The organism is Oerskovia sp. NPDC060287, from assembly GCF_042726775.1.
Taxonomy (GTDB): domain Bacteria; phylum Actinomycetota; class Actinomycetes; order Actinomycetales; family Cellulomonadaceae; genus Oerskovia; species Oerskovia merdavium.
The window spans coordinates 1-20,363 of the sequence record NZ_JBHXBO010000062.1 but is presented as its reverse complement, the minus strand read 5'-3'; the positions used below and the strand labels follow the sequence as shown (position 1 = coordinate 20,363).

Annotated in this window: 17 protein-coding genes; 10 read left to right on the top strand and 7 right to left on the bottom strand. The window is 73.1% G+C overall.

The window, feature by feature from the left end:
- Positions 1–47 precede the first annotated feature (47 nt).
- A complete protein-coding gene (locus ACFWFR_RS07870) occupies positions 48–626 on the bottom strand; it encodes a DUF6069 family protein (protein WP_377617375.1) in 579 nt (192 codons plus the stop codon).
- A 386-nt stretch (positions 627–1,012) separates the two neighbouring features.
- Here ACFWFR_RS07870 and cimA point away from each other — a divergent pair, with 386 nt between their 5' ends.
- A complete protein-coding gene (cimA, locus tag ACFWFR_RS07865) occupies positions 1,013–2,677 on the top strand; it encodes a citramalate synthase (protein ID WP_377622229.1) in 1,665 nt (554 codons plus the stop codon).
- Positions 2,678–2,762: 85 nt separating this feature from the next.
- Here cimA and ACFWFR_RS07860 read toward each other — a convergent pair whose 3' ends face one another.
- The 3 genes from ACFWFR_RS07860 to ACFWFR_RS07850 are packed head-to-tail and all read right to left on the bottom strand — an operon-like array spanning position 2,763 to position 7,725.
- Entirely contained in the window at positions 2,763–5,639 is a 2,877-nt protein-coding gene (locus tag ACFWFR_RS07860) for an FAD-binding and (Fe-S)-binding domain-containing protein (RefSeq protein WP_377622227.1), read from the bottom strand.
- Entirely contained in the window at positions 5,636–6,523 is an 888-nt protein-coding gene (locus ACFWFR_RS07855; protein ID WP_377622225.1) for a MurR/RpiR family transcriptional regulator, read from the bottom strand. The genes ACFWFR_RS07860 and ACFWFR_RS07855 overlap by 4 nt, the downstream gene beginning before the upstream one ends.
- On the bottom strand, positions 6,520–7,725 hold the full coding sequence (locus tag ACFWFR_RS07850; protein ID WP_377622223.1) for an N-acetylglucosamine kinase: 1,206 nt from the start codon (positions 7,723–7,725) through the stop codon (positions 6,520–6,522). Before ACFWFR_RS07850 ends, ACFWFR_RS07855 begins: the two co-directional genes overlap by 4 nt.
- Positions 7,726–7,937: 212 nt before the next feature.
- Between ACFWFR_RS07850 and ACFWFR_RS07845 the strand changes: the two genes are divergently transcribed.
- The 7 genes from ACFWFR_RS07845 to ACFWFR_RS07815 all read left to right on the top strand — a co-directional run bounded on the left by ACFWFR_RS07845 (position 7,938) and on the right by ACFWFR_RS07815 (position 16,415).
- Entirely contained in the window at positions 7,938–8,987 is a 1,050-nt protein-coding gene (locus tag ACFWFR_RS07845; RefSeq protein ID WP_377622221.1) for a biotin/lipoate A/B protein ligase family protein, read from the top strand.
- Between the two features lie 348 nt (positions 8,988–9,335).
- Positions 9,336–10,643 (top strand): sugar ABC transporter substrate-binding protein, encoded by a 1,308-nt coding sequence (locus ACFWFR_RS07840; protein ID WP_377622219.1) that lies wholly within the window; start codon positions 9,336–9,338, stop codon positions 10,641–10,643.
- Between the two features lie 7 nt (positions 10,644–10,650).
- A complete protein-coding gene (locus ACFWFR_RS07835; protein WP_377617385.1) occupies positions 10,651–11,658 on the top strand; it encodes a carbohydrate ABC transporter permease in 1,008 nt (335 codons plus the stop codon).
- Positions 11,659–11,762: 104 nt separating this feature from the next.
- Entirely contained in the window at positions 11,763–12,599 is an 837-nt protein-coding gene (locus tag ACFWFR_RS07830; RefSeq protein WP_377617596.1) for a carbohydrate ABC transporter permease, read from the top strand.
- Positions 12,596–14,161: a glycoside hydrolase family 3 N-terminal domain-containing protein gene (locus tag ACFWFR_RS07825; protein WP_377622218.1), complete on the top strand. Its 1,566-nt coding sequence runs from the start codon at positions 12,596–12,598 to the stop codon at positions 14,159–14,161. Before ACFWFR_RS07830 ends, ACFWFR_RS07825 begins: the two co-directional genes overlap by 4 nt.
- Complete coding sequence (locus tag ACFWFR_RS07820; RefSeq protein WP_377622216.1) at positions 14,158–15,444, top strand: anhydro-N-acetylmuramic acid kinase; 1,287 nt, start codon at positions 14,158–14,160, stop codon at positions 15,442–15,444. Before ACFWFR_RS07825 ends, ACFWFR_RS07820 begins: the two co-directional genes overlap by 4 nt.
- Positions 15,441–16,415, top strand: a complete 975-nt coding sequence (locus ACFWFR_RS07815; RefSeq protein WP_377617391.1) for an N-acetylmuramic acid 6-phosphate etherase — start codon at positions 15,441–15,443, stop codon at positions 16,413–16,415. The genes ACFWFR_RS07820 and ACFWFR_RS07815 overlap by 4 nt, the downstream gene beginning before the upstream one ends.
- Before the next feature lie 114 nt (positions 16,416–16,529).
- On the opposite strand, the gene ACFWFR_RS07810 is transcribed toward ACFWFR_RS07815, so the two are convergent.
- Both ACFWFR_RS07810 and ACFWFR_RS07805 read right to left on the bottom strand, forming a co-directional pair.
- Positions 16,530–16,901, bottom strand: a complete 372-nt coding sequence (locus ACFWFR_RS07810; RefSeq protein WP_377622214.1) for a hypothetical protein — start codon at positions 16,899–16,901, stop codon at positions 16,530–16,532.
- A gap of 206 nt (positions 16,902–17,107) precedes the next feature.
- Positions 17,108–17,878 carry a YggS family pyridoxal phosphate-dependent enzyme gene (locus ACFWFR_RS07805; protein WP_377622212.1) on the bottom strand — a complete coding sequence of 257 codons (771 nt, stop codon included), beginning with the start codon at positions 17,876–17,878 and terminating at the stop codon, positions 17,108–17,110.
- 178 nt (positions 17,879–18,056) lie between these two features.
- On the opposite strand from ACFWFR_RS07805, the gene ACFWFR_RS07800 reads away from it, so the two are divergent.
- Both ACFWFR_RS07800 and ACFWFR_RS07795 read left to right on the top strand, forming a co-directional pair.
- Positions 18,057–18,446: a YccF domain-containing protein gene (locus tag ACFWFR_RS07800; RefSeq protein ID WP_377622210.1), complete on the top strand. Its 390-nt coding sequence runs from the start codon at positions 18,057–18,059 to the stop codon at positions 18,444–18,446.
- A gap of 65 nt (positions 18,447–18,511) precedes the next feature.
- The gene (locus ACFWFR_RS07795; protein ID WP_377622208.1) at positions 18,512–19,228 is read left to right on the top strand and encodes an esterase/lipase family protein; all 717 of its coding nucleotides are present in this window, start codon (positions 18,512–18,514) and stop codon (positions 19,226–19,228) included.
- A gap of 212 nt (positions 19,229–19,440) precedes the next feature.
- On the opposite strand, the gene ACFWFR_RS07790 is transcribed toward ACFWFR_RS07795, so the two are convergent.
- Positions 19,441–20,268, bottom strand: a complete 828-nt coding sequence (locus ACFWFR_RS07790) for an alpha/beta fold hydrolase (protein WP_191803445.1) — start codon at positions 20,266–20,268, stop codon at positions 19,441–19,443.
- Positions 20,269–20,363: the final 95 nt, after the last annotated feature.

Here is a 20,363-nt window from a genome sequence, read left to right as displayed (position 1 = left end):
CGACGCGATCGGTGACGGGTGCTCCGCACCCGGCGTCTCTCCAGGTCTCAGACCGCCCGGCGCACGATCGTCCGGCCGGCGACCCCCGCGAGCAGCGACCAGACCGCGACCCCGATCAGCAGGTTCACGAGCCCGGACAGCGCGGCCGACGTGGTGTCCGACGTCCAGGCGAACGGCAGGGCCGTGATGACGACGGTCACGAGCGCCATGATCCAACCGAAGAACGCTCGCGGCCTCGGCGTCGTGAGGATCAGCAGGTGCAGCAGGCCCGCCGCGAGGAGGGCCAGGATCGCCCCGTCGATCGCGAACGCGGCCTGGTGCGAGCCGGTCGTGAAGATGTCCGGCGGTGGGACGAGCGTGAACGAGAAGATGCGCTCGAGGATGATGACCGCCACGAGGCCGATGAGCGCCGCGACGAGCGCAGTGGCGGCGGCGCCGGCCCAGAAGCGGCCCACCTCGACCGCGAGACGCGGGTCCGCGGGGTTGACGGGCTCGTGCGGTGCGGGGAAGTCGGCCCGCGGGTCGGGCGGGACGACGGGCGGGATCGCAGGAGGCACTCCCTGGGGGAATCCGGGGGAGCCGGGCTGCGGGACGTTGCCGCGGGGCGGGAAGTTCGGGTCGCTCATGGTGCGTCTCCTGTCGTTGCAGGCTGCCGTTCCGGGCGCTCACTGGTCGGGGTGCTCAGTCCGTGGACACCGTCCCATCCTCGTGGCTGCTGTGGCAGCATGTGTCCTGTGACACACCTCGTCTCCCACCTCATTATCGAGTAGCGCGCCCGGCCACCACACCGGACGCGCAAACCTCCCGCACCCTCGGGGGGTTTTTTTGTTGCCTGACACCACCCCCGTCGGGCTTCGAAGCGCCGGGCACGAGCTTCACGAGAGCGACCGCCCGGCGCTCGGGAACGACGAGCACCCGGTGGCGCGCGGAAGCGTCCCGCCCTGATCCACCTAGAGTGGTCTCGCCCAGGCGGCACCGCTGGACCCCGAGATTCTCCCCAGAGAGCGGCACGATGACTTCCCAGGTGAACCCCGTAGCTCCTGCCACAGCGAGCGCACCCTCGACGTTCCACGTCTACGACACGACCCTGCGCGACGGCGCGCAGCAGGAGGGCATGAACCTCTCCGTCTCCGACAAGCTGGCGATCGCGCCCTTGCTCGACGAGCTGGGCGTGGGGTTCATCGAGGGTGGGTGGCCCGGGGCCATCCCCAAGGACACCGACTTCTTCTCGCGCGCGGCCAAGGAGCTCACGCTCAAGAACGCCGTGCTGGCCGCGTTCGGCGCCACGCGCAAGGCAGGGATCCGTGCCGCAGACGACCAGCAGGTCCTCGCCCTCGTCGCGTCTCAGGCGCCCGTCGTGACGCTCGTCGCGAAGTCCGACATCCGCCACGCCGAGCGCGCGCTACGGACCACCGGTGCCGAGAACCTCGCCATGATCACCGACACGGTCGCCTTCCTCGTGGCCGAGGGGCGTCGCGTGGTCCTGGACGCCGAGCACTTCTTCGACGGCTACCGGTTCGACCCGGCCTACTCGCGCGCCGCGGTCGAGGCCGCGTTCGCCGCGGGAGCCGAGGTCGTGGCGCTGTGCGACACCAACGGCGGCATGCTGCCCGAGTGGGTCGGCGAGATCGTCACGGACCTGCGCGACACCGTCGGGATCCCGGACGGCCTCTTCGCCCAGGCAGGCGACCCCCTCCTCGGCATGCACGCGCACAACGACTCGGGCTGCGCGGTCGCGAACTCGCTCGCGGCCGTCGCCGCGGGGGCCGCGCACGTCCAGGGGACCGTCAACGGCTACGGCGAGCGCACCGGGAACGCGGACCTCATCACGGTCGTCGCGAACCTCGAGCTCAAGCACGGGCGCACGCTGCTCGTCGACGGCGGCCTGCAGGAGACCACGCGCATCGCCCACGCGATCAGCGAGATCACCAACATCTCCCCGTACGCGCGCCAGCCGTACGTCGGGGCGAGCGCGTTCGCGCACAAGGCCGGGCTGCACGCCTCGGCGATCAAGGTCGACCCGGACCTCTACCAGCACATCGAGCCCACGCTCGTGGGCAACGACATGCGCATGCTCATCTCGGACATGGCAGGCCGCGCGTCGATCGAGCTCAAGGGCCGCGAGATGGGCTTCGACCTGTCGGACCAGGCCGACGTGCTCTCGCGCGTGACGCACCGCGTCAAGGAGGCCGAGGCCCGCGGGTACACCTACGACGCGGCAGACGCCTCGTTCGAGCTGCTGCTGCGCGAGGAGATCGCGGGCGAGCGGCCGCAGTACTTCCGGGTCGAGAGCTGGCGCACGATCGTCGAGCGGGCCGGGGGACGTGGCACCGAGGCGACGGCCGAGGCGACCGTCAAGCTGCACGCCGGTGGCAAGCGCATCGTCAAGACGGGCGAGGGCAACGGACCCGTGAACGCGCTCGACCACGCGCTGCGGCTCGCGCTGCGGCGCGTGTACCCGGAGATCGAGGCGTTCGAGCTGATCGACTTCAAGGTCCGCATCCTCGACACCGAGCAGGGCACGGACGCCATCACGCGCGTCCTCATCGAGATGACCGACGGGGCGACGTCCTGGTCGACGGTCGGCGTCGGGCCGAACCTCATCGAGGCGGCCTGGGAGGCGCTGACGGACTCCGCGATCTACGGGCTCATCCACGCGGGCGTCCTGCCGCGCTGATCCCCGGCAGGTCCCGGCGTCCGCCCGGCCCCTGCGACGCAGGAACGGGCGTGGCCTCCCGGTCACGCCCGTTCTCGTGCCCGCGTCAGCGGCGGGTCGCGGCCTCGAGCAGCTCGACGACGTGCACGTAGTCCTCGCCCGTCGCCCGGCTCAGGCCCATCTCGCACGTCCGGTTGCTCGACGCGTACGCGTCCGCGCGGCCGTGATCGCGCGCGTGGGCAGCGACCTCGGTGGCCTCGGCGCGCGTCGCCGCGGCCGTGAGCTCGGGGTGGAGCATCCCGCGGTCGCCAGCGAAGCCGCAGCACCCCGCGTCGAGGGGGAGCACGACGTCGTCGGCCACCGCGCGCGCGACCGCCTCGAGGTCGCCGACGACCCCCAGGTGGATCGACGAGCAGGTCGGGTGCAGGACGAGCGAGGCCAGCGTGCTGCCCGCGGTCCGCGGGTCGCGACCGGCCGCCTCGAGCGCGGGCAGCACGTCGTGGCGCACGAACGTCACGGCGTCCAGCACGCGCAGCCGCTCGAACCGGTCGCGCGCCTCGCCCACGAGGTGCGAGCCGACCCCCTCGAGGCCGTGCGTGCAGCTCGACGCGTCCGAGACGACGGGCAGGCGGCCGCTGTCGGTCGCCGCCCAGAGCGCGTCGAAGGTCCGCTCGGCCATCGCCGTGGCGCCGTCGGTCAGCCCTTTGGAGACCCAGGGCGTGCCGCAGCACAGGCCCTCGACGCCGTCGGGGATCGCGACCGAGATCCCGGCGCGCTCGCACAGCGCGAGGAACGCGGGGCCGACGCCGCCCGGGCTGGGCGAGGCGTCGGCGGGCGAGAAGAGCGAGCCCATGCACGACTGGAAGAAGACGACGCTCGCCGCGCCGTGCGCCGGGCGGTCACCGGGGGATACCCGTCGCGGTCCGGGCCCCGGGAGGTCGGGCCCCACGAGCGGCACGACGTCGTCGCCCAGCACCGCGCGTCCCACCTTCGACGCGGCAGTGACCAGGGGCGTGGGCACCAGGTCGACCACGCCGAGCGCGCCGCGCAGGCCCGTGACCGCGCCGCCCCAGTGGTCGGCGGCCACGCGCCCGGCGCGCTGGACCACGGCCCCGTGGCGCTGCGCGCGACGGACCTTCATGACCTTGCCCGTGTCGATCCCGACGGGGCACGCGGTCACGCACAGCGAGTCGACCGCGCACGTGTCGACCGCGGAGTACTCGTAGGCGCGCTCGAGCTCGCGGAGCTCGCCAGGGGCGGCCGTGACCATCTCGCGCAGCAGGGCGATGCGCTGCCGAGGAGTCGTCGTGACCGTCCGTGACGGGCACGCGGGCTCGCAGTACCCGCACTCGACGCACCGGTCGACGACGTCCGCGAGGTCTCCCGCAGCGGCCGTCCCGACGGGCGGCACGAGCTTGAGGTGCTGCAGGTGCGCCTCGTCGTCGTCGGTGAGGAGCACGCCGGGGTTGAGGATGCCCTCGGGGTCGCACAGTGCCTTGACCTCGCGCATCACGGCGTACAGGTCGTCGCCGAACTGCCGCCGGACGAACGGCGCCATGATGCGGCCCGTGCCGTGCTCGGCCTTGAGCGAGCCGCCACGGCCGAGCACCAGGCCCACCATGTCCTCGGTGAAGGCCGCGAAGCGGTCGAGCTCGCCGTCGTCGGACAGGCGCGGGGTGATCATGAAGTGCAGGTTGCCGTCCTTGGCGTGCCCGAACGTCACGGCGTCGTTGTAGCCGTGCTGCGCGAAGAGCCCGCCCAGGTCGCGGACCGTCGCGGTGAGGTCGGGGACCGGCACGACCAGGTCCTCGAGCAGGGCCGTGCTGCCCGGGGCGCGGGCTCCCGCGACCGCGGTGTACAGGCCCTTGCGGACGCGCCACAGCCGCCCACGGGCCGCGGGGTCGCGCGTCAGCTCGGCGGGCGTCGCGAGGTCGAGCGAGCCGACGACGGCGCGCGCGGCCTCCTCGAACGGCTCGAGCCCCTCGGCGCTCGTGGCCTGGTACTCGACGAGCAGGGCCGTCTGGGTCGTCGCGGTCGCGAAGGCCCGCATGGACGCGTCGGCGAGCGGGTCGGCCGCCGCGACGCGCAACGACGCCGCGTCGAGCAGCTCGATGGCCCGCGCGCCCGAGCCCGTGATGGTCGCGAGCGCGTCGGTCGCCTGCTCGAGCGCGTCGAAGACCAGGAGCGTGGTCGAGGCCGCGGGGAGCAGCGGGACGGTCCGGAACGTCACGTCGGCCACGAAGGCCAGCGTCCCCTCGGACCCCACGACCAGGTGCTCGAGGATCTTGACGGGAGACTCGTGGTCCACGAACGCGTTGACGCCGTAGCCCATGGTGTTCTTCATCGAGTACTGGTGGGCGATGGTCGCGCGCATGGCCTCGCTCGCCCGCACCCGGTCGCGGAGCGCGGCCAGGCCGCGGTGCAGCGCGGGCTCGAGCGCGCGCAGGCGGTCGTCGGCGTCGGGCGCTCCCGTGTCGAGCACGGTGCCGCTCGGCAGGACGAGCGTCATCGACTCGATCGTGCGGTAGGCCGTGTCGACCGTGCCGCACGCCATGCCCGAGGAGTTGTTCGCGACGACGCCGCCGATCGTGCACGCAATCTCGCTCGCAGGGTCGGGGCCGAGCCGTCGCCCGTGGCGCAGGAGCCGCCCGTTGACCGAGCGCAGCGTCACGCCCGGCTGGCAGCGCACGCGCGCGCCGTCGTCGAGCACCTCGACGCGCGTGAAGCGCGTACGGGTGTCGACGAGCAGCCCTGCGCCCGACGCCTGGCCCGACAGGCTCGTCCCGCCCGAGCGGAACGTGACCGGGAGCCCGCGGCGACGGGCCTCGGCGAAGGCGGCGACGACGTCGGGCACGTCCTGCGCGCGCGCGACCGCCTCGGGGCGCAGCAGGTAGTGCGACGCGTCGTGGGCCTGGGCGACCCTCGTCAGCAGGTCCGTGCGGATCTCGAGAGCCCGCGTCGTGGCGGCGGAGACGGTCGTCATGCTCGTGCCTTGCGCTCTCCGTCCAGCCGGTGGGGCTGGACCGCGTCGTAGGTGGCCTTGAGGTTGGCGCTCGTCTGGTCGTACAGACGCTGCGCGACCCGGACGAACAGGAAGTCGACGACCGCGAGCTGCGCGATGCGGCTCGACAGCGCGCCCGAGCGGAACTGCGTCTCGCGTGCCGTGGTGCCGAGCACGACGTCGGCCTCCTGCGCGAGGGGCGACTCGGGGAAGTTGGTGATCGCCACGCTCGTCGCCCCGCGCCGGTGCGCGATGCCGAGCGCGTGGTTGGTCTCGACCGTCTGCCCGCTGTGCGAGATCCCGATCGCGACCGCGCCCGGGCCGAGCAGCGCGGCCGACTGGAGCTGGAGGTGCGGGTCGGGCGACGCGAAGCACACGAGCCCGATGCGCTGGAGCTTCTGCGCGAGGTCCTGCCCCGTGAGCCCGCTCGACCCGACGCCGAACACGTCGATCCGTGGCGCGGCCGCGACGGCCGCGGCGACCTGCTCGAGCGCCCCGAGGTCGAGCATGCGCGCGGTCTCCTCGATGGTCCGCGCCTCGTGGAACGCGATCTTCGCGACGACGTCCTCGGCCGTGTCCGTCTCGTTGATCTCGCCGTGCGCGACGTTCGAGCGCTCCATCTCCATCTCGCGGCGCGAGGTGGCCTGCGCGAGGTCGATCCGGAACTCGGGGTAGCCCGCGTAGCCGATCGCCCGGCAGAACCGCACGACGGTCGCCTGCGAGGCGCCGGCGCGCGCGGCGAGCTCGTTGATCGTCGACCCGACGACGGCGGTCGGGTCCGCGAGCACCGCCTCGGCGATCCGGGCCTCGGCGGGGCGGAGCGTCGGCAGGGCCTGTCGGATGCGGACGAGTCCGTCACCTGTCATGTCGGATCTCCTGTGATCGGGGTGGGCGTGGACGGTGCGGGAACAGGGGGTTCGTCGCCGAGGCTCAGCCAGGGTGCACGGGCGAGGAGGGGAGCGGCAGGCGTGGGAGCGTCGGTGGTGCTGCTCGTGGCGCCCTGGGTGAGCAGCCGGGCCAGGTGGAGCGCGCCGTCGAGCGGGGTGCCCGCGGAGGGGACGAGCTCGGCGTCGGGGCGCAGGGCCGCGAACCGGCGTGCGAGGGCGCCCGTCAGGGACGGGCCGGCCGCGAGGACCCCGCCCGTGGCCGCGGCGAGGGGTGGCAGGCCGGGAGCGAGCGCGGCGGCGAGCGTCTCGGCCAGGTGCCTGCCTGCCTCGGTGAGGATCTGGACGCTCGCGGGGTCGCCCGCGGCAGCAGCCGCGGCGACGTCGGGGGTGAAGGACCCGAGGACCTGGGCGCGGTCGGCGCGCGTGTAGAGCTGGGCGGGCCAGGTCGGCACGGGGCCGAACCGCGCCTGGGCCGTGGCGAGGAGGGGACGCGAACCACCGGTCGCCCGCCCGTCGTGGGCCGCGAGGGCTGCCCGCAGCCCGTGCGCACCGATCCACGAGGCCGACCCGAGATCGCCCAGGAGATGCCCCCAGCCGTCGGTGCGGCGCCAGACGTCGCGGAGGTCGGTGCCCAGCGCGATCGCTCCTGTGCCGACCGCGACGACGGCTCCCGCTCGCCCGCCCAGGGCGCCCAGGTGGGCCGTGAGGGCGTCGGCTGCGACCGCGGTCCGGCTCGTCCCGAGGGACGTGCGGAGCGCGGCGTGGACCGTGGCGGGGTCCGGGACGAGCGTGGCGAGGCCCGTCGCGCCGACCGCGGCCGCGGCGACGACCGGGGGTGCGCCGTGGGGCTCGATTCTGGCCGCGACGAACGACGCGCACAGGTCGCGCACCACGTCGGCGACGTCGCTGCCGTCGGGTCCGATCGCGACGCTGCGCCCCGTGAGCTCGGTGCGGTGCCGTGCCTCGTCAGGGGTGACGGCGGGGTGGTCGGCGTCCGGCCCGTCGGCGGAGGGCGCGGGGACGGCGGGCAGGGGGACGGCGACGAGCCGGCTCCCGCTGCCGCCCACGTCGATCGCGACGAGCCAGCGGGGCGGCGTCGGGAAGGGTGGGGGCTCGGGAGAGGTGAGGGCGTCCGTAGCGCTCTCCGTGCGGGCGAGGTCGACGTCCGGCGTCCAGGTCACGCCTCATTCTGGCATGAAATTTCAGAACAGCACTAGACCGCGGAGAAAACTTCCACGCGTGTCGTCCGGCCGGGGGTGTGCGGCGGGGAGGGCGTCGGGGCGCCGTGCTGCTTGGAGGTTACTCCTCCTTGTGGTTCACGTCACGGGTGCTCGGCGGTCGCGGGCGCCCGCGAGGGGACGGGGCGCGTGCCGCGCGACGTACCGTGGTCACCATGAGAGGCGAGTACAAGGTTCCCGGTGGCAAGCTCGTGGCGGTCGACGTCGAGACGGACGACGGGAGGCTGTCGCGCGTCGCGCTGAGCGGAGACTTCTTCCTCGAGCCCGACGACGCCCTCGAGGGCATCAACGCGGCCCTGACGGGGCTGCCCGAGACCTCGACCGTGGCCGACCTGGCCCGGGCCGTCGAGTCCGTCCTGACCGACGACATCACCATGGTCGGGTTCTCTCCCGAGGCCGTGGCGATCGCGGTGCGCCGCGCGCTCGGCCACGCGACCGGCTGGGACGACCACGTCTTCGAGATCATCCACGAGGGCCCCGAGCAGCCCGCGATGCACCTCGCGCTCGACCAGGTGCTGACCGAGGAGCTCGACGCCGGGCGTCGCGGCCCCACGCTGCGCATCTGGGAGTGGGGGGCGCCGGCCGTCATCATCGGCTCGTTCCAGTCGCTCCGGAACGAGGTCGACCCCGCAGGTGCCGACAAGCACGGCATCACCGTGGTCCGCCGCATCTCGGGCGGCGGAGCCATGTTCGTCGAGCCGGGCAACACGATCACCTACTCGCTCACCGTCCCCGCCTCGCTCGTCGAGGGGCTGAGCTTCGAGCGCTCCTACGCGTTCCTCGACGACTGGGTGCTGGGGGCGCTCGCCGACGTCGGCGTCGAGGCGACCTACAAGCCGCTCAACGACATCGCGTCGCCGGCCGGGAAGATCGCCGGCGCCGCGCAGAAGCGACTGCGCGGGGGAGCGGTGCTGCACCACGTGACCATGGCCTACGACATCGACGCCGACAAGATGCTCGAGGTCCTGCGCATCGGCCGCGAGAAGATGAGCGACAAGGGCACCAAGAGCGCCAACAAGCGCGTCGACCCCCTGCGCTCGCAGACCGGCATGGCGCGCGAGGACGTCATCGAGGCGTTCAAGGCGCACTTCCGCTCGCGCTACCGCACGGTCGAGGGTGGCGTCACGCCCGACGAGCGGGCTCAGGCCGAGGAGCTCGTGCGCACCAAGTTCGGTACCCCCGAATGGACCGCGCGCGTCCCGTGACGCGATAGGGGCGGGCGCCGGTGGCCGGCCGGGCGGAGGCCCGGCGACCACCGGCCTGCCCTGCCGGCCTGAGGGGCAGGCGGCCACCTGCCTGCCCCGGCGCACGCCCGGGCGCGCTCGCGGGGCGCCGGGAGCCGCCGTGTGCCGGGCAGGTTAAGAACGTGTCACAACTTCGCGACCGGCTTCCCTCTGCCCGTCGATGGCGGTAATCTTCACGGACACCCAACCTGATGTAAGTTTATTTCAGAGTCGAAGGGGCCCGAGGATCCGGTGCCCCACGAACGATCAGGTCCGCAGGGACGAACGGCTGGCCGCGACGCGGCAGCCGACCAGAAAGGAAGTCACGGCATGCAGCGACGCAGCACGGTGGCCGTCACGGGCACACTCCTCCTGGCGCTCGGCCTCACCGCGTGTGGCGGCGGGGACAGCAGCAGCGGCGAGAGCACGGGGGACGCAGCCGCCGCCGACCACTCCGGCGAGACCCTCACGGTCTGGATCATGGAGGGCACCAACCCCGACGGGGACGCCTTCTTCGACGAGGTCACCACCGCCTTCAAGGAAGAGACGGGCGCCGACCTCCAGATCGAGTTCCAGCCGTGGGCCAGCGCCCACGACAAGTTCACGACCTCCATCGCGGGCAACACCACGCCGGACGTCGCCGAGCTCGGCACCACGTGGACCGGCGAGTTCGCGGAGGTCGGCGCACTGTCCGACCTCTCGGACAAGATCAAGGCATCCGGCCTCGAGGAGGACCTGGTCCCCGGGCTCGTCGAGTCCGCGACGCTCGACGGGGCCCAGTACGGCATGCCCTGGTACGCGGGCGTGCGCTCGATCGTCTACCGCAAGGACCTCTTCGAGGCGGCCGGCATCGAGGTGCCGACGACCTGGGCAGAGCTGCAGACCGCAGCAGAGACGCTCAAGGCCGCGAACCCCGGCCTGATCCCCTTCCCGATCGCGGGCGACAGCCAGTACGGCGCCATGCCCTTCATCTGGGGTGCGGGCGGCGACCTGGCCGTCAAGGACGGTGACACCTGGACGTCCGAGATCAACTCGCCGGACTCCGTGAAGGGCCTCGAGTTCTACACCGGTCTCGCGACCGAGGCGGGGCTGTCCACCGCGGCGGCCACGACGTGGAAGGAGACCGACCTCCTCTCCAACTTCGAGCAGGGCAACGTCGGCATGATGATCTCCGGCAGCTGGACCCCGGGCAAGATCCTCACGGACGTCCCGGACATGGCCGACAAGATCGGCGCGTTCCCCATCCCGGGCGAGACCGACGGGCTGTCGGACTCGTTCCTCGGCGGGTCGCACCTGGGCGTCTTCGCGGCCAGCGAGAAGCAGGACCTCGCGTGGGAGTTCGTCGAGATGATGACCACGGGCAAGTTCGCCGAGGAGTGGGGCAACCAGTCCGGCTACTTCCCGGGTCAGACCTCGCTCCTCGAGAAGGTCATCGAGGAGAACGACCCGCTCGTCGCGCCGTTCGCCCAGCAGATGGTCGAGGCCGGCGCCTCGGTCCCGGTGACGCCGCTCTACGGCCAGATCCAGGGCAAGAAGACGGTCGAGACCATGCTGCAGTCGATCCTCTCGGGCAGCGCCACGGTGCAGGAGGCCGCCGACACCGCGGCCGCCGACATGAACGAGACCTTCGGGTCCTGACGAACCCATGGCAGATCTGCACTCGGTTCCCGGCGCGTCGGCCGACCAGCTGACGCGCCGGGCCCCGGCCCCGGCCCCCTCGTCCACCCCGCGCCGCCGCTCCGGCATGCGCGGCCTGCTCGGGCACAAGTCCCCGCTGCGCCCCTGGCTGCTCCTGGCCCCTGCGCTGGCCGTCCTCGGCGTGCTGCTCCTGTGGCCCCTGGTCCGCGTCGTGATGATCTCTCTGCAGGACTACGGCCTGCGCCAGATCGCGTCGGGAGAGTCGAACTACATCGGCTTCGACAACTACGCCGCGATCTTCGGCGACTCGTTCCTGTGGACCGTCGTCCTGCCCAACACGATCGGCTTCGCCGTCGCGTGCGTGGTGCTGACGGTCGTCCTGGGCACGGCCGTCGCGCTGTTCCTCAACAACCTCGGGACGTTCTGGCGCACGATCTGCTCGACCGCGATCATGGTCGCCTGGGCCGTGCCCGCGATCACCGGTACCTACGTGTGGATCTGGATCTTCGACCCGCTCAACGGCCTGGTCTCGTCGGTGCTCGACTCGGTCGGGCTGATCGACCCCGCGACCACCAACTGGTTCACCGAGCGCCTGAGCTTCTACGCGATCGCGACGCTCAACGTCGTGCACCACGGCTTCCCGTTCGTCGCGATCACGGTCCTCGCGGGCCTGCTGACGATCCCCAAGGAGCTGCACGAGGCCGCCATGATGGACGGAGCCTCGCCCTGGCGCCGGTTCTGGGCCATCACCGCGCCCATCCTGCGCCCCGTCTTCGCGGTCGTCACGATCCTGTCGACCATCTGGGACTTCAAGGTCTTCACGCAGATCTACCTGATGCCGGGCGGAAACGGCGGCAACAAGGAGGTCTTCAACCTCGGCGTGTGGTCCTACATCCAGTCCTTCGCGCAGGGCAAGTACGGGATGGGCTCGGCGATCGCCGTGCTGCTCACCCTGATCCTGCTCGGGATCACCGTCGTGTACATGCGCACCCTGTTCAAGGAGGAGGAGCTGTGAGCGCCCTGACCGGTACCCCGTCCAGCGCCCCGCGCGCTGGAGACCGCACGGGGGGCGGAACGACCGACGACCGTGCCTCGCTCGCCCCGCGCCCCCCGCAGGTCCTGCGGGTCAAGGCGCGCAAGCGCCCCCTGCCCACCGCGGGCAAGGTCGTGGGCATCGTCGCGCTGCTCGTCTTCGCGCTGTTCCCGGCCTACTGGATGTTCTCCTCGGCGATCGACCCCGAGGCCGCGACCCGCGGGGCGCGGATCCTGCCCGCCGGCGTCACGTGGGACAACTTCGTGACCGTGATCGACGACGGCGGGTTCGGCCAGTACCTCCGGAACTCGATCGTCGTGGCGATCGGCGCCGTCGTGTTCTCCTCGGTGCTCGCGCTGCTCGCCGCGGTGGCCGTGAGCCGCTTCAGGTTCCGCTTCCGCAAGTCGATCCTCGTGCTCGTCCTCATGGTGCAGATGGTGCCCCTCGAGGCCCTCGTCATCCCGCTGTTCCTCCAGATGCGCACCCTCGGCATGCTCAACTCGCTCCTGGGCCTGACGATCGTCTACATCGCCTTCTCGCTGTCGTTCGCGATCTGGATGCTGCGCGGCTTCGTCGCGGCCGTCCCGGTCGAGCTCGAGGAGGCCGCGTACCTCGACGGCGCCTCGTGGGGTCGCATGTTCTGGAAGATCCTGCTGCCGCTCGTCGCCCCCGGCGTCGTCGCCACGAGCGTCTTCTCGTTCATCACGGCCTGGAACGAGTTCATCTTCGCCCTGACCTTCCTGCAGCAGTCGGCCAAGTACACCGTGCCGATCGGCCTGCAGAAGTTCTTCGGCGAGAACACGACCGACTGGGGCGCGGTCATGGCCGCCTCGACCCTCATCACGCTGCCCGTGATCGTCTTCTTCGTCCTCGTGCAGCGCAACCTGTCCTCCGGCCTGACCGCTGGGTCGGTGAAGGGATGACCACCGTGCACCACGACGCGCTGCGCGCCGTCAACGGCGTCCTGCTCCCCGGTTTCACGGGGACGGACGCCCCGGCCTGGCTGCTCTCGGCCTGCGAGGAGGGCCTCGCGGGCGTCATCTACTTCGCGTACAACACGCCCGACGTCGCCACGACCGCCAGGCTCTCGGCGAGCCTCCACGAGGTCTCGCCCGACCTGTTGATCGCGATCGACGAGGAGGGCGGGGACGTCAGCCGGCTCGAGGCCGCCACGGGGTCGAGCATCCCGGGGGCGGCTGCGCTCGGGACGATCGACGACGAGGACCTCACCGAGCGGGTCGGGCTCGCGCTCGGCCGCCTGCTCGCCGCGACGGGCGTGGACCTCGACCTCGCCCCCGTGCTCGACGTCAACTCCCGGACCGAGAACCCCGTGGTCGGTGTGCGCGCGTTCGGCGCGACGCCCGACCTGGTGTCCCGGCACGGGGCCGCGTTCGTGCAGGGCCTGCACCGGGCCGGGGTCGGGGCGTGCGGCAAGCACTTCCCGGGGCACGGCGCGACCGACGTGGACTCCCACCTGTCGCTGCCCGTGGTCGACGACCCGCTCGAGACGATCCGCGAGCGCGACCTGCCGCCGTTCGTCCGGGCCTTCGAGCCCGACGTGGCGATCGACTCGATCATGACCGCGCACCTGCTGGTCCCGGCGATCGGCCCGCGGCCCGTCTCGCTCGAGCCCGCGGCTGCCCTCGTGGCACGGGAGATGGGCTTCGAAGGGCCGATCATCACCGACGCCCTGGACATGGGCGCGGTCAAGGGCGCCGACGGGATCGGCGAGGTCGCCGTCCAGGCGATCGAGGGCGGGGCCGACCTGCTGTGTCTCGGCACCACGGTCGGGCGCGACGACGAGGAGCTGTTCCGCCAGGCGCAGAGCGCGCTCCTCGCGGCCGTCGAGCAGGGCCGGGTCACGATCGAGCGCCTGCTCGGGTCCGCGGCCCGCACTGCGCGCACGGTGCGCCGGGTGCGCGAGCTCCAGGCCTCCGCGGGCGCGACGTGCGGCCCGACCGAGGCGACCGCTGCGCTCGAGGCGCTCGCCGCCGTCGGGCAGGAGGCCGCCGAGCGGGCCGTGCGCACGCACGGACCCCGCACGCACCTCGACCCCTCCGGCCCCGCACCCGAGGTGATCGACCTGCGCCAGCGGTTCGACCACGCCGCGGGGCGCACCGCCCAGCACGTCCAGAACGCGCTCCGGGCGACCTTCCCCGGCACCGACGTCCACGTCTTCTCCGACCCGGCCGGGTGGGAGGCGACGCTCGCCGCGGTCTCGGCGGTCCTGTCCGCAGACGACCCCGTCCGCCCCCTCGTCGTGATCACCCGCGAACCCGTCCCGGGCAGCCGCGAGGCCGGCATGCTCGACGCCCTGCGCGGCGCGCGCCCCGGGCTCGTCGTGGTGCACACCGGGTTCCCCGACGCCGTGCCCGCCTGGTTCGGGGACGAGACCACCGTGGTCGTCGCGTGCGGCACCGGACGTGCCAACGCGCGCGCCGCCGTCGGGCAGCTGACCGCCGCCACCGCGGAGGTGACCCGATGATCGTCCTCGGCCTGTCCTCGGGCACGTCGGTCGACGCGATCGACGCGGCCGCCGCCGACTTCCACCTGGGCCCCGACGGGGTCCTGCGCATGCGCCCCCTGGGGCACACCGAGTACGAGTGGCCTGCGGCGCTGCGCGAACGCATCCTCAAGGCGCTGCCGCCGGCTCCGGTCGACATGGGCGAGGTCACGCAGCTCGACACGCTCATCGGGCAGGAGTTCGGCCGTGCCGGACGCCAGGCCATCGACGACGTGGCGGGCGGCGACGTCGACCTCGTCGCGTCGCACGGCCAGACGCTCTACCACTGGGTCGTGGGCGCCCGCGCGCACGGCAGCCTCCAGCTCGGCAACGCCGCCTGGATCGCCGAGCGCACCCGTCGCCCCGTCATCAACGACTTCCGGGTCGCGGACATCGCCGCGGGCGGGCAGGGGGCGCCGCTCGTGAGCGTGCTCGACGCGCTGTGGCTCGGGCGCGACCCGCAGTCCCCGGACGGCGCGCCGGCCGGGCTCAGCGCGGCGCTCAACATCGGCGGGATCGCGAACGTCACGCTCGTCGGCGAGGTCGAGGCGCCCGTGACCGGCTGGGACACCGGGCCCGGCAACTGCCTCATCGACCTCACGATGCGCCGGCTCACGGGAGAGCCCTTCGACCGCGACGGCGCCCTGGGCGCGACCGGGACCGTGGACCAGGCCGCGCTGCGTGCGCTGCTCGACGACCCGTACTTCGCGGCCAAGGCCCCCAAGTCGACCGGTCGCGAGCTGTTCGACGCGACCTACGTGCCGCGCAAGCTCGCCGCGGTCCGCCCCGACCTCACGGGGGCCGACCTCGTCGCGACGCTCACCGAGCTCACCGCCGTGACCATCGCGGAGGGCCTGCTCTCGGTCGCTCAGGGCGCCCACCGTGACGGTGACCCCCAGCGCGAGGTGCGTCGCGTCGTCGTCTCGGGCGGCGGGGCGCACAACCCGACCCTGCTCGCCCGTCTGCGCGCCTACCTGCCCGAGGGGTGCGAGCTCCTCACGGCCGACCAGCTCGGCATGCCGATCGACGCCAAGGAGGCGTACCTGTTCGCGCTCCTCGGCTTCCTGTCGGCCCACGGGGTCGCCGGGACCGCCAAGGGCGAGCAGCGTCGACGCTCGACCGGGGCGCGCCGCGCGACCGTGCTCGGCTCGCTCACCCCGCCCACCCCCTTGATCTGGCCCGCGTTCACCGGGCCCATCCGCCGGCTCGTGCTGGCCAACACCCCGTTCGGGCTCGCCCCGATGCCGAAGGGAACGCACCGATGACCGACACCCGCCCCGCCACCCAGGGGGACCTCTCGGCCGGGCACGCCTCCGCCGCCGAGGACTGGCAGGAGGTGCTCCGGCTCGCGTCGCCGACCGAGGAGCGCAACCCGCGCACCACGGACATCGACCTGCTCCCCACGGCCGAGGTCGTGCGGCGCATCACCGACGAGGACGCGGGCGTCGCGGACGCCGTGCGTGCCGAGGCCGACCGCATCACCGCGGCCGTCGACCTGGCCGTGGCCGCGCTGCGCGGCGGTGGCAAGGTCCACTACTTCGGGTCGGGCACGTCGGGCCGCCTCGGCGTGCTCGACGCGGTCGAGCTGCTGCCCACCTACGGCGTGGGGGAGGAGTGGTTCGAAGCCCACCTCGCCGGGGGCGCGGGCGCCATGATGCTCGCTGTCGAGGGAGCCGAGGACGACGTCGAGCTCGGCCGCGCCGACGCCGACGAGGTCCGGGCCGGCGACCTGGTCGTGGGTCTCGCGGCGAGCGGGCGCACGCCCTACGTGGGTGGCGCGTTCGACGTCGCGCGCGAGCGCGGCGCCGCGACCGTGCTCGTGAGCGCCAACCCGCAGGCACGCCTCGCGTCGCGCGTCGACGTCGCGATCCTGCTCGACACGGGCCCCGAGGTCGTCACGGGCTCGACCCGCATGAAGGCCGCCACGGCGCAGAAGCTCGTGCTCAACACGTTCTCGACCGCGACCATGATCCGGCTCGGCAAGACGTACTCGAACCTCATGATCGACGTCCGCCCGACCAACCAGAAGCTCCGTGCCCGGATCGTGCGCATGCTCGTCCAGGCCACGGGGCTCGAGACCGACGAGTGCGAGCAGACCCTGCACCGTGCCGGCGGCGAGATCCACGTCGCGCTCGTCATGCTGCTCGCGGGCGTCGGCGTCGACGAGGCGCGCGAGGCCCTGCGGGGAGCCGGGGCGCCCGGCGTGCGCCGAGCGCTCGAGCTGCTGGGGGCCTAGGGCCCCGGGGCCTCAGGGCCGGGGCGGCCTGGGGCAGCCCGCGTCCCCCCGTGACCCAGGCCGTCACCTGTGCCGATCCCGGCGGTCGTCCTCGACCGCCGGGATCCGTCGTCCCTACCGGGGCTCGGTCGCGGGCACCGCAGCGGGCAGCGCCGCGGCGACCTGCGCCTGGAGCTCGGTGATGATCTTCTGGGCCCGTGCCGCGCCGATCGCACCGGCCGCGATGCCCGTGCTCACGAGCGAGACCCGCACGATCGAGCCCGACTCGCCGAGCGCGAACGTGCTGACCTGGATCTTCAGGTGCTGGCTGGCCTTGCCCGCGAACGCACCGAAGGCCAGCGTGACCCACCGGGTGCCCCGCTCGCCGTCGGCGCTGTGCGTACCGGTCGGGGTGAGCCGGACGCCGGCCTCGGTGAGGGTCGCGTGGGCGATGTCGCGCGCCGCGTCCGGGTGGGCGGAGGTGTGGAGGTCGAGCGTGGAGGCCATGGTCTTCCGTTCGTCGTGGCCGAGCGCCCGGCCCCCAGGACAGGGCGGGCGCGTCCGAGGACGACGACGAGTATGGCGGCAACGGGTCGTGGTGAACAGCCCCGTCCGCCGACGGTCCTCGGCGGTGGTCCCGTGGACGGATGGCCAGGAGCGTGGGCCGGTCGTGCGGGCCGGACGACCGGGAGCGCGGGCCGTCCTGCAGCCCGTCAGCCGGCGGGCGCAGCGACGGCACGGGCTCCGAACACCGCGGTCCCCACGCGCACGATCGTCGCGCCCTCGGCGATCGCCGCCTCGAGGTCTCCGCTCATGCCCATCGACAGCTCGCGCGCCTCTCCCGTCCCTGGGGCGCCGCTCGCTAGCACCTCGTCACGGATGTCGCGAAGCCGGGAGAACCCGGCGCGCACCAGCGCGGTGTCGGGGGAGTTCGCCCCGATCGTCATGAACCCCGTGAGGCGAAGACCCTCCAGGGCGGCGACCTGACGGGAGAGGTGCGCGGCGCCGTCGGGCCCCACGCCCGCCTTGGACTCCTCGCCCGACACGTTGACCTGGACCATCACGTCGAGCGTGCGGCCCTCGCGCGCGCAACGGCTCGCGAGGGCCTCGGCGAGCGCGAGCGAGTCGACCGACTCGACGCCCGTGGCCGTGGCCAGGACCTGGTTGACCTTGTTGCGCTGCAGGTGCCCGATCATGTGGACCCGCACCGAGCCGTCCGCGACCAGGTCGGCGAGGTCGGCGGCCTTGGCGACGAGCTCCTGGACGCGGTTCTCGCCGATCAGCGTCGCGCCCGCGGCCACGACCGCGCGGACCGCCGCGGCGTCCTGCGTCTTGGTCGCGACGAGGAGCTGCACCTCGTCCGGGGCCCGGCCCGCGGCGAGGGCCGCTGCGTCGATGCGCGCGCGCACCGCGGCATAGCGGTCGGCGATGGTCGGGGTCGTGCCGAGAGGGGAGCTGCCGGGGGCGGAGTGGAGGGGGGACACGCGAGCAGTCTAGTTTTCGGCGGGCGCGCGCCGGGCCGGGGTGTGTCCTGCCCGACGGCGTCGCGCACCCCGGGAGGGCAGCGCACCGTGGGTGGGGCGAGCCGGGCGTCCGCGGGCTGCGCAGGTCCGGTGGCGCGGCCGACCCCTCCGCGTGGGCGGGCTGGGGGAGAATCGGGGCATGAACGCGATCCTGAACGTCATCTGGCTGATCTTCGCGGGCCTCTGGCTCGCGCTCGGCTACGTCCTGGCCGGCATCATCTGCTGCGTCCTCATCATCACCATCCCGTTCGGGATCGCGAGCTTCCGCATCGCCGGCTACGCGCTGTGGCCGTTCGGGCGCACGGTCGTCGACAAGCCCACGGCCGGCGCGTTCTCCACGATCGGCAACGTGATCTGGGTGATCTTCGCCGGGATCTGGCTCGCGATCGGGCACGTGATCACCTCGATCCCGCTGTTCGTCTCGATCATCGGCATCCCGATGGGTATCGCCAACCTCAAGATGATCCCCATCTCCCTGCTGCCGCTCGGCAAGCAGATCGTGCCGACGAACGCGCGCTTCGGGGCCTGAGGGGTCACGATCGGGTGGGGCCGCTGACGTCGACGGCGACCTGACGTGACGACGACGGGAGAGCCATGCCGGGCGGGAGCGGCGGCCAGGGGGTGCGTCCGGGCCTGAGCCTGCGACGCACCTGGTGGCGCGTGCTCGACTACGCGAGCGTGCTCCGCTGGCAGGCCGCAGGCATCACGTCCCGGGTGGACCCTGACGGCCTGCGCACCCCGGCCCACCCGGTCGGGCCGCCCGTCGTGCTCGTCCCGGGCGTGTACGAGTCGTGGCACTTCCTCCTGCCGCTCGCCACCCTGCTGCACGAGCACGGCGTGGCTGTCCACGTGCTCCCGGAGCTCGGCGACAACCGTCGGCCCGTCGCCGCCGGGGCAGCCGTCCTCGGCCGCTACGTCCGCGAGCACGACCTGCGCGACGTGGTCGTCGTCGCGCACAGCAAGGGCGGGCTCATCGGCAAGCTCGCCATGGTGCGCGACGACCCCGAGGACCGGATCGCGTCGATGATCGCGATCAACACGCCCTTCGCCGGGTCGGCCTACGCGCGCTGGTTCGTCGCGCCCGCGGTGCGCGCATTCATCCCGAACGACGCGACGATCGTGGCGCTGTCCGCCGAGCGGGACGTGAACGAGCGCATCACCTCGGTGCACAGCCGGTGGGACCCGCACATCCCCGCGGGCAGCTTCCTCGAGGGGGCGCAGGACGTCGTGCTCGACACCCCGGGCCACTTCCGGCCGCTCGCCGACCCCCGGCTGCACGCGCTCCTGCTCGAGCGGATCGTCGGGGCGTAGGGCTCTCCGGGGGGTGGCAGGGGCGGCCCTGTCGTGGGCGTCGTGGGCGTCGTGGGTGTCGTGCCGGGTGACCCGACGCGGACGTTGCCGCGATCCGTTGCGGACGTGCCGCGACCAGCGGGCGGCGTGTGCCGTCGTCGGGCCGACGGAGGTGCCGCGACCTGTGGGCGGCGCGTGCGGTCGTCGGGCCGCGCGGCCCCGCCCGCGGGCGGTCAGTCGCGCGGGAGCTGAAGGACGCGGGTCAGGCCGGGGGAGTCGGGGTCGTCGACGATCTTCACGCCGTCGAGCCAGGACCCGATCACGTGCGCGAGCTCGCCGGGGTGGCTGAAGTTGATCGCGTGCGCGGCCCCCTCGATCAGCGCGATCGTGATGTGGTCGCCCGCCATGCGGCTCACCTCCCGCACCCGCGTCGGGGGCGGCATGAGCGGGTCCCTGCTCCCGATGACGGCGAGCGTCGGGACCGCCGACGCGACGATGCGCTCCAAGGACGGGAACCGGGTCAGCTCGCTGAACAGGTGGAACGTGTTGATCGGCCCGAACCTCACGTAGTCCGGGACCGCCACGCGCGCCATCTTGCGGCTCTCGCGCGGACCGTCCGCCGCGAGCTGCCGGATGGCCCGCGCCAGACCCTGGTTGTGCACGCCCCCCGCCGGAGACACGAGCACGATGCGGTCGACCCGGTCGGGCGCGCTGTGCGCGACCTCGAGGCTGATGGGGCAGCCCATCGAGTTGCCGACCAGGACCACCTTCTCGAGCTCGAGGGAGTCGAGGATCCGGATCAGCGCGTTCGCCAGGGCAGGGATCCCGAGCGTGTAGTCCCACCGTTCGCTCCGGCCGTACCCCGGCAGGTCCGGGACGAGGTTCGTGGCCCGCGCGGCCAGCCGGCGGGCGGTCGGCATGAGGTAGGTGCCCGAGATCGCGAAGCCGTGCACGTGGACGATCGGCAGGGCGTCCGGGACGTCGGCGCTGCGCCGGTAGAACACCGGGTGCCCCGCGACGTCGACGGTTCCCTCGGTCCATCCCTCGGCGTTCACGACCATGAGACCGATCGTGGCACCGCGGCCCAGCGGGGGCCACCGGTGCGGGTCGGTTGCCGGGCGCGGCCGGGTGGGTTGCCGAGCACGAGGTTGCGGTC